Source organism: Salinivirga sp., from assembly GCF_055145285.1.
Map to the genome: position 1 here is coordinate 1 of NZ_JBSRDC010000080.1, position 14,518 is coordinate 14,518.

General features: G+C 39.7%; 12 protein-coding genes. 6 read left to right on the forward strand and 6 right to left on the reverse strand.

Annotated features, from left to right (window positions below; genetic code table 11):
• Positions 1-325: 325 nt before the first annotated feature.
• The 4 genes from ACTB0Y_RS16395 to ACTB0Y_RS16410 form a co-directional block, all read right to left on the reverse strand.
• A complete protein-coding gene (locus ACTB0Y_RS16395; RefSeq protein ID WP_463207919.1) occupies positions 326-934 on the reverse strand; it encodes an FISUMP domain-containing protein in 609 nt (202 codons plus the stop codon).
• A 151-nt stretch (positions 935-1,085) separates the two neighbouring features.
• Positions 1,086-3,473 (reverse strand): TonB-dependent receptor, encoded by a 2,388-nt coding sequence (locus ACTB0Y_RS16400; RefSeq protein ID WP_463207920.1) that lies wholly within the window; start codon positions 3,471-3,473, stop codon positions 1,086-1,088.
• A 654-nt stretch (positions 3,474-4,127) separates the two neighbouring features.
• On the reverse strand, positions 4,128-4,742 hold the full coding sequence (locus tag ACTB0Y_RS16405) for a response regulator transcription factor (RefSeq protein ID WP_463207921.1): 615 nt from the start codon (positions 4,740-4,742) through the stop codon (positions 4,128-4,130).
• On the reverse strand, positions 4,739-5,443 hold the full coding sequence (locus ACTB0Y_RS16410) for a hemerythrin domain-containing protein (RefSeq protein ID WP_463207922.1): 705 nt from the start codon (positions 5,441-5,443) through the stop codon (positions 4,739-4,741). Before ACTB0Y_RS16410 ends, ACTB0Y_RS16405 begins: the two co-directional genes overlap by 4 nt.
• 326 nt (positions 5,444-5,769) lie before the next feature.
• Between ACTB0Y_RS16410 and ACTB0Y_RS16415 the strand changes: the two genes are divergently transcribed.
• Both ACTB0Y_RS16415 and ACTB0Y_RS16420 read left to right on the forward strand, forming a co-directional pair.
• Positions 5,770-7,131, forward strand: a complete 1,362-nt coding sequence (locus ACTB0Y_RS16415; protein ID WP_463207923.1) for a hypothetical protein — start codon at positions 5,770-5,772, stop codon at positions 7,129-7,131.
• A 10-nt stretch (positions 7,132-7,141) separates the two neighbouring features.
• The gene (locus ACTB0Y_RS16420) at positions 7,142-8,494 is read left to right on the forward strand and encodes an LPP20 family lipoprotein (RefSeq protein ID WP_463207924.1); all 1,353 of its coding nucleotides are present in this window, start codon (positions 7,142-7,144) and stop codon (positions 8,492-8,494) included.
• Positions 8,495-8,504: 10 nt separating this feature from the next.
• Here ACTB0Y_RS16420 and ACTB0Y_RS16425 read toward each other — a convergent pair whose 3' ends face one another.
• Together ACTB0Y_RS16425 and ACTB0Y_RS16430 are read right to left on the reverse strand one after the other, a co-directional pair.
• Positions 8,505-9,056, reverse strand: a complete 552-nt coding sequence (locus tag ACTB0Y_RS16425; RefSeq protein ID WP_463207925.1) for a DUF3267 domain-containing protein — start codon at positions 9,054-9,056, stop codon at positions 8,505-8,507.
• Between the two features lie 65 nt (positions 9,057-9,121).
• Complete coding sequence (locus ACTB0Y_RS16430; protein ID WP_463207926.1) at positions 9,122-9,634, reverse strand: ferritin-like domain-containing protein; 513 nt, start codon at positions 9,632-9,634, stop codon at positions 9,122-9,124.
• Between the two features lie 211 nt (positions 9,635-9,845).
• On the opposite strand from ACTB0Y_RS16430, the gene ACTB0Y_RS16435 reads away from it, so the two are divergent.
• The 4 genes from ACTB0Y_RS16435 to epsC all read left to right on the forward strand — a co-directional run bounded on the left by ACTB0Y_RS16435 (position 9,846) and on the right by epsC (position 14,518).
• Positions 9,846-12,140, forward strand: coding sequence for a S41 family peptidase (locus ACTB0Y_RS16435; RefSeq protein WP_463207927.1), 2,295 nt, complete (start codon positions 9,846-9,848; stop codon positions 12,138-12,140).
• Positions 12,141-12,206: 66 nt separating this feature from the next.
• Positions 12,207-13,130, forward strand: a complete 924-nt coding sequence (cysK, locus tag ACTB0Y_RS16440; protein WP_463207928.1) for a cysteine synthase A — start codon at positions 12,207-12,209, stop codon at positions 13,128-13,130.
• A 40-nt stretch (positions 13,131-13,170) separates the two neighbouring features.
• A complete protein-coding gene (locus tag ACTB0Y_RS16445; protein WP_463207929.1) occupies positions 13,171-13,593 on the forward strand; it encodes a hypothetical protein in 423 nt (140 codons plus the stop codon).
• Positions 13,586-14,518, forward strand: coding sequence for a serine O-acetyltransferase EpsC (gene epsC, locus ACTB0Y_RS16450; RefSeq protein ID WP_463207930.1), 933 nt, complete (start codon positions 13,586-13,588; stop codon positions 14,516-14,518). Before ACTB0Y_RS16445 ends, epsC begins: the two co-directional genes overlap by 8 nt.

Here is a 14,518-nt window from a genome sequence, read left to right on the forward strand (position 1 = left end):
CCACGACTAAAACTTAGTTTCGAACGTATTTTATTATTAAACAACTATAAAATAGCATGTTACTTATTGTATTTTTTGTGGCGAGCTCTATATGACCATTGAAATCAAAATTATAAACATATAAATCTAGCACTCGAAAAAATGGGTGGTTTTCTTGCAGACAAATAAAGAAACACTGATAAACCGCTTTAAGTGACGCATCTATTCTTTAAACCATTATCTGTTTTGTACAAATTATCACAAAATCTTTTTGTGTGTTGCAACGCTAAAAACAGGACACGAGAACTAAAAACAAAAGAATAGGGGTGGTCATTTTATATCACCTCTATTTTTTTATGCACCTTACCGACATGCCAAAGCGTTGGTCGGCAAAGTCAACATAGCTTTTCCGGCCATTTTTACCAACGAACAACAACCACGCCCGTCCACGAAAACTTTTACTGCGCGTCCAGTAATTTCCATTTTGGTTCAGGTCAAGAAACTCACCGGTTTCTGTTCTCCAGCCACTCTGAGTTGCTTCAAATCCGCTGCAACCTCCTTGTATAATCTCTTTTGAGGGGTCCTTGTTGTCGCGGGCTATTAGAAACAAAAGCTGCATGAAATCTGCTTTTGTAGGAAGCGCCCACCCTTCGGGGCAAACTTCTTTGGCTGTTTCCCAGTTGTAAAGGTATCCATGTTTAGTAATATTTTGATTATTGTTAAGGTACGGCCAACAGCCTTTTGGGGTTTTGTAGGCCAGGTTTTCTGCCATCCACACCTGATTGCCAATGCGCATGGTTTTATATTGTTTTCCATCACGATGATCAATAAGTTTAATACCTTGAATGTTTTTTTCGTTTTCAGCAGATTGGGTGAAGATTGGGGTTACTTTGCCAATAAGTATCAGCGTAGCAAAGATTGTTATTAGTTTAATTGCTTCAGTAGTTAAACGCATGAATTTGCCTGTGGCTTAGAATTGGCTTGTTCAGTTTTCAATTTACTAAACTTTTCATAATAAATAAAAAAAAGGATCAGTTTTCCCTGATCCCCTTTTTGTTAATTAACAGCTTGCTTCTTTTTCGTTTTGTTTTTATGAAAAGCTTTTTTTAATGAATAAGGTTGCTGATTTTTATTCCGGCATAGATCATACGTGGTAGTCCCGGTCCGTATATATATCCCGGATCGCGGTCATCTCCGTAATCAAAGTCGTCCTGATAAGAATTGAATAAGTTTTTTACTCCGGCATAAAATTGCATCGTGGCACCATTCAACTTCCAGTTAAACCGGGCTTTTATACCGATGTCATAAAAAGGATTGCTCTCCCGCAATTCTCCTTCTGAATTTGTTGGAAGTGTATTGCCAAAGTATGGAACCAACATTGAGCCTGTATAGTTTCCGGTTAAAGAAATCCCAGTTTTTTTTATGGGTTGGTAATCTACAGTAACATATCCATAATCATTGGGCGTGCGAAAAAAGGTTTTTTCTCCAAATTCCTGTGCATTTTCGTATTTGCTGCTTTGGTATGTGAAACTGCCTTTGAGCGTCAGTTTTTCTGTTGGAACAACGTTGACTTCTATATTTACACCTGCTACTGTGGCCCCACCTTCAGCATTGATGCGTGTATAAATTACTGTTCCCGTTGAATCCGGATCTGAAAAATCATTGGCAAATGCATCTACAAGGTGGGTATAAAATCCTTCTGCAAGTATTCCCACATAAGCATTTCCTATTTTTTTATTAAAGTCAATAGATGCCATTATGCTGTGGCTGGTTTCTTGTTTCAAATCGGGATCATTTTCATGAAGCACTTTGCGCGCAGTAGAGGTTTCTAAGTGAAGGTCTTCATCGTAAATTTGAGGTGCACGGTACCCCTGGCTGTAGCTTATACGGGATTGTAAATAGTTGAAAAGGTCATATTTTACAGTAAGTCGGGGACTTATTACATTACCGGATTTGTCAGCTTCAGAAATAAAATCTTTAACCATGTAATGATCAAAACGCACACCAGCTGTTACTTTTAGTTTTTCATAAGTAATGTTGTACTGGCCAAAAGCACTAAATGTGTTGGTTTTTTGATCGGTAATTGTAACATTCTCTGTATGCGGAATATAGAAAGATGTGTCATTATTTTCTCCCACAATTATTTCAATACTGTCCAGTTCAGGGTATCCTAATTTGCTGTCTTTAAGCCAGGCTCCCTGATTTTCTATACCCAGCGTAATCTGGGCCAGATTAAGATGCATGTGATATTGTGCCCCGGTAGTATAGGAGAAATCCTGGGTATATCCGTAATCGGATAGTGATTGCCCGGCACCATAATAAGAATCACGTTCGACCTTTTGGCCTGATGCAAATAGTGATAGCTTGTCGTGTTCCCTGAAAAACTGGTCATAAGTTAGGGCTCCTGTTGTGATTTTGTGTTCAAGGGCTTCAGCAATGGTTGATTCATGAAGCGGATAGTTAAATTTGTTGCCACCGCGCCGTTTTTCCTGAATATGAAAGATATCAAAAGATACGCGGCTACGGTTTGTAAACCGGTGAAACATACGGCTTCCTATTGTTGTGTTTTTTATGTCTGATAATTCTGAAAAGTCATCGCCATTGGCATCAAAGGGTGCTCTTTTTCTATAAAATCCATATAAAGCCATGCCGGTTTTACTGTCGGAAGAGATGAGTGATGTGTTGAGCTTTGCTGTAAAATCGGATGCTGGGTTGGCCTCTTTGAGTCCCACACCAATACTGCCGCGGCTTATATCCATTTCATATGAGTTGGTAATCGGGTCTTTAAGTATCAGGTTAATGGTTCCTGCTATGGCATTGCTGCCATAAAGAGCTGAGCCTCCACCACGAACAACCTCAATTCGTTCTATCATATTTTCGGGAATGAGTTCAAGCCCGTAAACTCCGGCCAGGCCACTAAAAATGGGTCGGCTGTTAATTAAAATTTGAGAGTAGGGGCCCTCCATTCCATTCATTCTAACTTGTGTAAATCCGCAGTTCTGGCAGTTATTTTCCAGTCGTAATCCCGGCGAAAAGTCAAGCCCTTCGCTTAAGGTAGCAGCCTGAGCAAAGTCAAATACTTTGGGGGATATGGTAGAAACTATAACGGAGGCATCTCGCCTGTTGGTTTTGTTTCGGTCCCCGGTTACAACAACCTCCTCGAGGTTGAGTACGTCCTTTTTCAAATCGAATTTAATTTCTTTTGTTTGGCCTGCCTCCATTTTTATCTGTAAAGATTTAGGGGCATAGCCCAATGCCTGAGCGGTAACTGTAAATTCCCCTACAGGCATATTCATTATTCGGTAATGGCCGGTTTCATCTGTGGTGGTTCCTATGGTAGTGCCTTCAATTAGTATGGTGGCAAAGGGAATGTGTTCGCCACAGCAAGTTACGTGACCTACAAGATTGGCATCGGTGCGGGATTCTTTTTGAGCCAATGCCGATATCGAAATACTAAAAAGAAGGATATATATTATTGCTAATTTGAAATTCATTGTTGTGAGTTTTTATTTGTCTGATGTATCGCCCACATTAAATTAATGGGGTAATTAAAACGGGAATAATTGGGAAAAGAGCCGATGGACTGGTGTTGCCAGGTTCTTATTTTAAAGGAGGTGCCCGAAGCGGCTTAAAAGTGAGGAAAATTTGACCAGGACATTTTTTTCTTTTAATGCTCAAAATTATTCCGGGAGCAAATTTTAAAGCCACAGTAAATAATAAAGATGCTATGAATATCAGGTCGAAATGACTCAATAATACATATTCCAATAAATTATGATGGTGCTTTTTTATTGGGGCAGTATCTGAAGTTTTATTGAAGGGATGTGCATGCACGATTAAAGTACCATCGTTTGCCTTATGTACATGCAAATAAATTGCTTTATTGGCAATCATAAAGATTGCTGTGAGAACTAATATTATGGATAAAAACCTCTTAAACACTGCATTTTATATTACCGGGGACAAACTTAAAGAATATTAACATGTGTGTTTTTGTTTCGTATAAAAATGTACGATTACGAACAAATTACTTTTATACACTACATTTTTTTCAATTGTCGATTCCCTAATGTTTATAATCTTCGAAAGCAAAGATGTAGGTTTTGTCCGAGACCTGCAATCACTAAAAGTAAGGATAATCTACGGGGTCAATCCCTATTTTTAGGGATGTCGTTTAAAATGTCAGATGCATCAATGAGTTTAGCCGTTACAGCATAGATGGCCATGCCCGAGGTTGTTCTGATTCCCAGCTTATTGCTGATGTTTTTCCGATGCGATATTACTGTATGCGTACTGATGTGAAGTGTTTCTGCTATTTCTTTGTTGGAGAGTCCAAGGGCCATTTGCTTCAGTACTTCGATTTCTCGTTCCGAGAGCAGTTGGTAAACAGGTGGCTTTTCTGTTTTTTGAGTAAGGTAACGTACTACAATACTTCTTATTTCCTCTTCTGTATCGCTCAAATAAATAACATCCTGATAATCCTGGTGCAAATTTCGATGGTATATTGTAGTTATGATACCAATAAGTATGGTGGATTCGAATTTTTCCAATACTTGCGGACGTAAACGAGGTCCACGGCAGCAACCCAGGGGATTAAGCAACACCAGGTCGTGGTTTTTTTCATTTTTTTGAGCTAAAAATGCTTCCCAGCTTTCGATTTGGTCAATTTTTTCAATGCATGATATTGAGCGCAATATCTCTGCTAATCCCTGCCTGATAATGTCTGATGGCTCAATTATGAGTATTTTGCAGTTTTGAGTCATTTGGTTGATTTTTCTTCAAGTTGGCGCACTAAGGGAATTAAAATCTCATCTTCAATTTTTGCATGCGCTTTTAAATCAGCATCGAGTCGGTCGAGTGTTAGAATAATGTTGCGGCGAATACGATAATCTTCATCAAAAGGGAGGTATTTGATAAGTAGTTGCTTCAAATCATCGAGTTTTTCTTCAATATTGTCGTGGTTTTCGCGATAGGTGTCCACAGAATATTCAGCAGAAATTTCATCAGGGAGTTTCTGATTCTCCGTATAAAGGCTAAGAATATAAGGAAAAGCTATGTCGTTTTCATACTCAAAATGCCGGTCCGCCTCATTTCTGTATTCCGCGAAAAATTGCTTGACCATTTGTATGGAAGTGTGATCGTTTTTTTCGGCAAGCAATGCTATGTTTTCAGCAATTACCGGATAGAGCTCCTGAGTATAGTATTCGTGAGATACTGATAAATATTCTACAATAGATTTTATTGTGTCAACAGGTAATTCAACATTGGGTGTGTGTTCCGGGTCAAGTTGCATTTTAAGCAAAACCATTAATAGATCAGGATTGATCGCTTTTTCTTTGGCTATTTGCTCAATTGTTTTTTCTCCTAAGCCGGGAAAAATGCTTAAACGTTCCAATACCAGAATTAACTGCGGGTATTTATATAGAATATTTGCCAGCTTGTGCTGCTTTGTCATGGTTTCCATACTGAAATATTTTATGCAAAGTTAATGAAAACCAATTTTATTATCGGATTTATAGGCATTGTTTAAGTGAACTGTGATTTGTGACAGTTTCAATTTGGAGTTTGTAGCTCATCATTAGTCACGGCGTGCGATTATTAATAATCAACAAGAAAGCAAAAGCTTCTGTGCATTTCATTAACTAACACACAGCGACTGCCCTAAAAATGACATGACCGAATACAAAATATAAATCAGCAGTTACTGTGTCAGCCCAAAATGGATAGCTATCTGTCCTGTCAAGTTTATGAATTTGTTATCTTTAAACCCTAATAAAAAATGAAAGTGATATGAGATTACTTCTACTCCTGCTTACAGCATTAATGCTTTCTGGTTGTGCAGCACACCGATATGCTAAAAAAGCTGAAAAGTTCGATGAAGCTGGGTTATATAAAGATGCTGCAGAGTTTTATTATGAGTCGGTAAAACGAAAACGTACCAAAGTAGAAACCAAGCTTGGGTTGCAAAAAAATGGACAATTGGTGTTAAACGATTTGTTGACTGAGTTTGAAAAAGATTATCAGCAAAATGAAACGCAGGAAGCCGTTTATAGCTACGAAGCAGCCAAAAATTATCATGATAAGGTAGCCGGGGTAGGTGTTGACCTCACTTTTCCTGACCGCTACTATGCATATTACGATGAAGTAAAAAACACCTTTATTGCCGATAAATATATCGAGGCTTCGGAACACCTCGACCGGGAGGAGTTCAATAAGGCTGCAACAATTTTTAAAGAAATTGTACGGATTTCGCCAAACTACAAAGATGCGCGCAGTAAGCAGGAAACGGCACTTTATGAACCGCACTATCGCAAAGCCAACAATTACCTTGATGAGGGTAAATTTCGTTCTGCCTATTATTTATTCGATCAAATCGCACGAGAAACCGGTGGATATAAAGATGCTTCAGGATTGAAGCAGGAAGCAAGGGAGAAGGGAACCATTGATGTTTTAATCCCCAGGCTAAAAGTTTCAGGTAAAGCTGCCAGAAAAAATAATCCAATTTCGATTTCGGAAATCACCAATGCCATTTCCAAACATGATAATCCATTCATCAATATCGTGGACAGATCGGCTTTTAATATTAATAAAATGAAGTACCGGGATGGTTCTTATGATTTAAAGGCGCTTAATTTGGCAGGCATTGAGGCTCTTTTGTTTGCCGAGGTGGGTGATGTGCAAAAAATAGAGGGTAAAACACACGTGGAGACCAAGCGCGGGTATATAAAAGAAGTGCATACCTACAAAGACAAAGAGGGAGTAGAACGAAAGAAAGAAACGTTTACTAAAACAACTTATAAAGTTTACAGCAAAACCAACAGTGCTTCTGTAGAGTTATCTTATAAAATGCTTGCCACGGCTACCGGAAGCCTAATGATTTCCGATGATCTTAAAGATACCCGTACCGATGCGGTTGAATTTGGGCGCTTTAATGGCAATGTAAATAAACTTGTGCCTGGTTATTGGAAATCTTTGAAATATGACAGCGACGAAGATGTTATTCACGACAATATATACCGCGTAAGGCAGTTAAGAAGATTAATGGGTGCTTCCGATAAAATTACAACAGTGAATTATTTGCTCGAAGCGGCTGCCGGAAATGTAGTATCAGGATTGGCATCGGCTGTTAATAATTATAATCCGGAACAATAAAATGACACTTATGCGAAAATTAGGCTTAATATTCAGTCTACCCCTGTTGGCAGTTTTGCTTTTTTTATCATCCTGCAGTACAACAAAAAATACAGCAGAAGAGAATCCGGCACCTCACTGGGTGAAACAAAAACCCATTGTCCCAGGACATTATGTGGGCGTAGGCACGGTAATGAAAGTTGGTATTGCCCCGGAATATACGGCCAGGGCACGTAACCGTGCATTAAACGATATGGCGTCGAGCATATCTTCTACAGTAAGTTCTACTTCGGTATTGTACAAGATCGAAAATGCCTATGGCAGTACAGAAGCTTTTAACCAGCAAATAAAGATTGAAACAGATGAGTACCTCGAAGGTTTCGAGCCTGCCGACATATACGAAACGGAAGACCGATATTGGGTTTTTTACAAAGTTGATAAAGAAACCTACCGCAAGCGCAAAGCAGAAAGGAAGCGAAAAGCCATACAAACAGCCCTTGATAAACAAAAAGAAGCTGCTAAGTACGAAAAAGAAGGAAATGTGTTAGGTGCCCTCAAAGGTTATATTCAGGCCCTTGCCATTTTGAAGCAATATCTTGGCGAGTCATGCATGGCAGAGGTTAATGGAGAACAAGCCGAATTGGGAAGTTATTTGCTCAGTAAAATCGAAAAAATACGCAATGATATTCAAATAAAAGCCGAGCAGGAAACCTTGGTGGTAAAAAGGCATAAAATTGATGAACAACCTGTTAATTTCAAAGTAACCTATCAGGGCAATATGTTTGGCGGTGTACCGGTAAAAATGCATTATACCGGCGGATATTTAAAACGTGATGTGGTTTATGCATCGAAAAGTGCACGGGTAGCATGCATTATTTCTTCTACTTCGCCCAATACTCAGAATAATGTACTTACGGCCCAACTACATTGGCCGCAAATGGTGCAGAATGCCACAACAGATATGAGCATTCGACGATTACTCGATCCTATATCAATGCCCAAAACCAAGGTGAAAGTTAAAACGCTTCCGCCCGTGGTGGCACTTAAAATGAAATCTGCGGATGCTGGTGTTCAAAATCGTTTCAGGCAACTGCTGCACGAAAAAAATTTCGATTTTACCGAGAATCCAAATGCAGCTGACTTTTTAATTGAAGTTGATTATGATATTACAAAAGGCGAACAGGCCGGCGGACTTACTTCAGTATATTGTGGTGGAAATGTTCGCTTAATCAGCACGTCCGGTGAATTGTTGGAGCAAAAGTCTTCATCTGCTCAAAGAGGTGTGGGCAGGAATGAGCAAATTGCAACTAAAAATGCCCGGGAAGCTTTTTTTGATAATGCATTCAGACGTTATATGCCCGATTTGCTTGATAAAGTAGAGTAGTTGGAAAAATTTATTGCTGATGTTTCTGCAGAATAACAAATCCCAGTTTGTCCGGATGGTCGGCCACCCATTCGGTCTGTTCAACCTTGCGTAGCATCCAGACGCCCAACATATCGCCGGCAGCTGCCCAGGTGAAAAAAATTCCGAAAAGAAGCCAATAGGGGTTGCCGGTTGCTATTCCTGTTAAACCGGGAATGATGCCCATTAAAATTAATGGCATAATTGCACCCAGCAGGTAGTGTGATTTTTTGAGGGGTTCCTTACAATGACAATAAGGGGTGAGCAGTGTCCATTTCATACCGAATTTAATTGAACGCCAACCTTTAGAAGCATATATAGCCCATGTAATACCATGTATCAATTCATGTATTATGGTGCCCAGAATGAGGGCGGGGATAAATTTTATCAGAATATTCTCCAGACTATCGGCTAATGTGGCAAGGGGCCATAACATGAGGTAAGGAGTCACAAATGTTGCCGCTACAGGAATTGTAATGATAAGCGCAAATAAGTTTGCCCTGGCAATGGTAGTTGTGTGAACTTTGGGGCTTTTATTGGTCATTGGGTCAAAAACAAACAAAAGGTACTGCCCTGCAGAATTTACAAGGCAGTACCACTTTTGTTTTATTACATTCTCATTTTTTTCCAGTTCTCTTTCATAATGTCAATGTCACCCATCCAGTCCTCGATTTCCTGCTCGTGTTCTACCTCTTCGTCAAGAATTTGGGTAACGATGTTATAAGTTGTGTGGTCCTTGCCATAAGTCATGTTGGCCAGCTCCTGGTAGCGCTTAATGGCACAGCGTTCTGCATCCAAATTTTGTTCGAGTATTTTCTCCACGTATGGATCTTCAGGTGGCATATATTCACACTTACTCAGTTTCATCCACTCAGCGGGGCTTAAAACCGGAGTTCCGCCCAGTTGGTCAATACGGTTGGCCAGCATATCGGCGTGATTCAGTTCCTGGTCTGCGTGCACCTGCAATTCAGGTTCAATATCTGTACGCATTGGCCCCTCAATTACGCGGCTGCCAATCCAGTACTGGTAATAAGCCAGCCACTCTTCGGCCAGGGCTTCATTGAGTTTGTTAATCAGGTCATCTACATCAAGATTCAGTATTTCTTTACCATGCTTTCCCATTTCTGTTCAATTTTTAAGGTTAACAATATATGTAAAATTTAAAATTATAGATTTTACATAAGATGTGACAGGCTATTGAGCTTTATGTTCGCGATAGCGGCTAATTTGAAGTTAGTCCAAATAAAATCTTTGTTTTGTTGCTGGTTTTATTGTTGTTATGCAGGTGGAATTTGTTATATTTGGTTTCAAAGTACTCCAAAACAAAACAATTATGTTCAAAACAAGGCTTATTATCCCCATTCGAAGGAATTCCAAAGAATCTATGCTACTCGTATTTTTATTGTTGCTTTTATTGTTTTTCCAGACTTGCACGAATGATATTCCTGAAAACAAAAAAATTGAGAATATTCATGCATTCACCAAACTATACGGTTATGTGCGATGGTTCCACCCCAGTGATGAAGCACAGGAAATTGACTGGAAAAAATTTGCCGTTTACGGTGTACAACAAGTTGAAAAAGCGCCGGATGATGAGGCTTTAAGGGATTCGCTTCTCAAATTATTTCGACCCATTGCGCCTACGTTAATAATTTCACTTGAAGGAGAACGCACCGTTAAATTTCCAAATTATAAACCTGATAATCCCGAAAAGTTCAAAAAGACTTATTGGCAACACTTAGGAGTAGATTTGGGAGGAAAATCAGACTTTTTTAAAAGTCGAAGGATAAATCGACCCAACCACAATGAAAACCAACAGGTTGAATTAAGTTATATGGGAGAAGTAAAAGAAGGTTGGGCCGGCAAAAAAATTCGTTTATCATTTGAGGCCAAGTCTGCAGGAAAAATCAAGGTTTTCTTTGGACCCACGTCAAACTACATATTCAAGAAAATTGCAGCAAATCCTACTGGTATTCAAGGCGAGATATTTGAATGTAACAAATGGGGCCAATGCCAAATGGACTGGGTTCCCAGTAAATCTGATAACGGGTTTATATTCGGAATTATAAGAATGGATTCTAAGACGCTGTATATTGATAACATCAAATTAGATTACCTCGTAAACGATCAATGGAAAACATATGCGATTGAAAACGGTACTTTTAAATTCAAACCTGAATTAAACCGAGAGTGGCCAATAGGAGTACCAAAAAAACTTCATTATAAAAAAAATGCTGAATGGGTAAAAAAGTATTCCGATAACAATCACGATTATTGTCTTAAACTTCCATATAGCGAAAAGCTATTCCAGGAAATTCCTCATGATAAGCCCTCTTTACTAAAATCAATAGGTTCCAACTTAAATATTCGTCTGCCGATTATGCTTTATGCTACTGAGGATTACACTTATCCCATTGGAGATACTTCAGAGTTAATAAAACTAAAAGAAACTATTGAAAAGGTAGAATATGCACATCCTTACAATTGGTTAGGGGCATATGTCAATGCCTGGAATGTCATTGAGCATTTTTTTCCATACCATGATGAAGGCAAATTGCAGTGGAAAAAAGAATTAGAACCCGGGATAACAGCATTGTACAATACTAAATCGAACCAATTGGCATTGAAAGTATTTAGGAAACTGATGAGTAAAACGAAAGATGGTCATCTAACGATTCAAAGCCTTTATGAGGACAAAACCTGTTATTTACCTCTTCGCTGGCAGTGGATTAATGAACAACTATTAATAATTGGTTCCAGGGATAATGAAATTCCTCGAGGAAGTATTGTAAAAAAAATAGAGGATCAGCAGGCAAAAGCCTATTTCAATAAAGTCAGCCCTTTGGTGCCAGCTCCCACCAAAGGGTATCACTTTTACAGAATGGAAAAATATGCACTTAAAGGAGCTTGTCATGACAGCATTAAATTATCAATTAATGTGCATAAGGGAAAGACGAGGAAATTATACCTGCATTTTAACCACAGTACTCCTCTTTTTCGTAATCCAAATGATACACTACGCAGGTTTCGCTTATTTGAAAATGGGATTGTCTATTGCAACTTAGAAAGGCTTGGGCATGATTCATATATAAATCATTTAGATCAAATAAAAAACAGCAAAGCAGTCATTTTCGATCTACGGAACTACCCATCTAAAGCTGCATTAACAATTATAACACAATTACTCAAACACAAAGACACAATTAAGCCGTATCAACTGCCAAAAGTGATATTACCTGATAGAGAAAATATGGATTACAAAAATGCTGGCTGGAATCTTGAACCAGCAAAAAAACGTATAACCCAACCCGTAGTATTTTTAACAAATTCAATGGCCATCAGCTATGCGGTATCAATATTGCTCTGGGTCAAACATTATGGATTGGGAACCATTATTGGCCAGCCTACGGCAGGTACCAATGGAAATGTAAATTCCATTTGGCTTCCAATCGGAAAACTCAGGTTTACCGGTTTAAAGGTAGAATTCCCCGATGGCACTCAACATTTTGCCCGTGGTGTTTTACCCGATATTGAGGTCAAACAAACGGTTGAAGCTTTTCGCGAAGGTCGTGACTTGCAGTTGGAGAAAGCGGTGGAATACCTCAATGAACAGATAAATACAAATTAACTTTTTTAGACGGCGATTGACCTAACAATTATTTCTTTTGGCTGTTTCCTTTATAAAGTAAAGACTATGAAAATTTCAAAAGATATTACCGGATTAATTGGTAAAACACCGCTTTTGCAGGTTAAATCACCAGAGAGCCATGAAGGTTTGATGTTGGCCAAAATGGAATCGATGAATCCCGGTGGCTCGGTCAAAGATCGGTTGGCCTGGGCCATGATCAGGCACGGTGAGGAAAACGGGTTGATTGAGCCGGGTACCGTAATCATAGAGCCTACCAGTGGTAATACTGGTATTGGCCTGGCCATGGTGTGTGCGGCACGCAACTACAGGCTCATTGTAACCATGCCCGAAAGCGTAACCATTGAGCGCCGCAACCTGATCAAAGCCTATGGAGCTGAGGTGGTGCTAACTTCGCCGGATGAGGGTATGCGTGGCTCCATCGACAAAGCTTTAGAATTACAGAAACAGCACGAAAAAAGCTATATTCCTTATCAATTTAAAAATGAAGCGAATGCCCAAATGCACCGCGAAACCACTGGTCCGGAAATCTGGGAGGATACAGACCAAAAGGTTGATGTATTTGTGGCCGGAGTAGGTACCGGCGGCACTGTGAGTGGTGTGGGAGAGTTCCTCAAGAAGCAAAATCCCGATGTGCAAATTATCGCAGTAGAACCCGAAGGATCACCTGTTCTGTCGGGCGGGGAGCCCGGGAAACACGGAATTCAGGGTATCGGGGCCGGTTTTGTGCCCGAGGTTTTGAACCGTGAAGTGATTGATGAGGTTTTTAAAGTTACAGACGATGCGGCTTTTGAGGGAGCCACAAAATTGGTAAGGGATTACGGAATTTTTGCCGGAATATCTTCGGGAGCTATTTACCATGCTGCTGTTGAAATAGCACGTAGGCCTGAAAACCAGGCTAAAAATATTGTTTTTATCGTATGTGATACCGGGGAGCGATATTTGAGTTCACCTTTGTATGCTGCTGATTAATTGTTTTATTCGCTTGTGGTTATAATTAAAAGCTTATAAAATGGAACAAAGAGATTATTTGAAAGATCAAATTGATCAGATGGGTAAAGCATTGGCCAAAATTTTGAGCGATTTGATGGGCCTGAAAACTAAAAATGAACCACAAAGCGTTTTTAGCCAGGTAAATCAACAGCTAAAAACCCAGGTTGACCTTGATTTAGATAAACTTTTGAAATTTTCTACTGATGAACGGCAAGTATTTCTGGAAAATGACACTTTTAATGCCGCTAATCTGGAAAAACTCGCCAAAATATTAAAAGAAATGGGTAACCTGGCAGCAGAAAATCGTGCTGATTATGTATCAGCATATTTTAAGTTGGCTCTTGAACTATTGAATTCGGCTGATGAGAAGTCTAAGGCCATATCACTGGAGCGAATACAGGAAAAACAGAACCTTGAAAAATTAATTGAGCAATATGCCTGAATTTTATAGAAATCAAAATAGAAAATTGGTGCAGGAAACCATAGAAGCACTATCATCTGAATCATCTTATGAGTTGGTTTATATGCCAAAGCACGGGCGTACCATGCCATCGGTTAAAGTTTTGGGCGATTTGGTTGACAAACTCCGCGAGGTGATTTTTCCGGGTTACTTCGGCAATGCTTCCTTAAGACCAGAAACTTATGAGTATCACATAGGCGTAAATACAGATGCTGCTTATCGTTTGCTCGCTGATCAAATCCGTAAAGGAATGTGCTTTAGTTGTACACAGGGTAAAACTCAGAGTTGCGAAGAGTGCGAAAATAGGGCACCTCAAATGGCCGCGGAGTTTATTTCGCGGTTGCCCGAAATAAGGCGATTACTTGCTACAGATGTTCAGGCACTTTACAAAGGCGATCCGGCTGCCAAAAACGCCGGTGAAATTATTTTTAGTTATCCTGCCATACGCGCCATGACCAATCATCGTATTGCACATGAACTCCGTTTATTGGAGGTTCCGGTAATTCCCCGTATCATCGCTGAAATGGCACATTCTGAGACGGGTATCGACATTCATCCCGGCGCGCAAATCGATGAAGGTTTTGCCATTGACCATGGTACCGGTGTGGTGATTGGAGAAACAAGCATTATTGGTAAAAATGTAAAGTTATACCAGGGTGTAACGTTGGGAGCAAAAAGCTTCCCCCAGGAAGAAGACGGTACACTTGTTAAGGGTATACCCCGGCATCCCATTGTGGAAGATGATGTGGTGATATATTCCAATGCATCGGTGCTCGGCCGCATTACCATCGGAAAAGGTTCTGTAATTGGAGGCAATGTATGGGTAACCCGCGATTTGGCCCCAAACTCACGGGTACTTCAACGTAAAGCCACCGCTACCATGTTTGAAAATGGGGCGGGGATATAA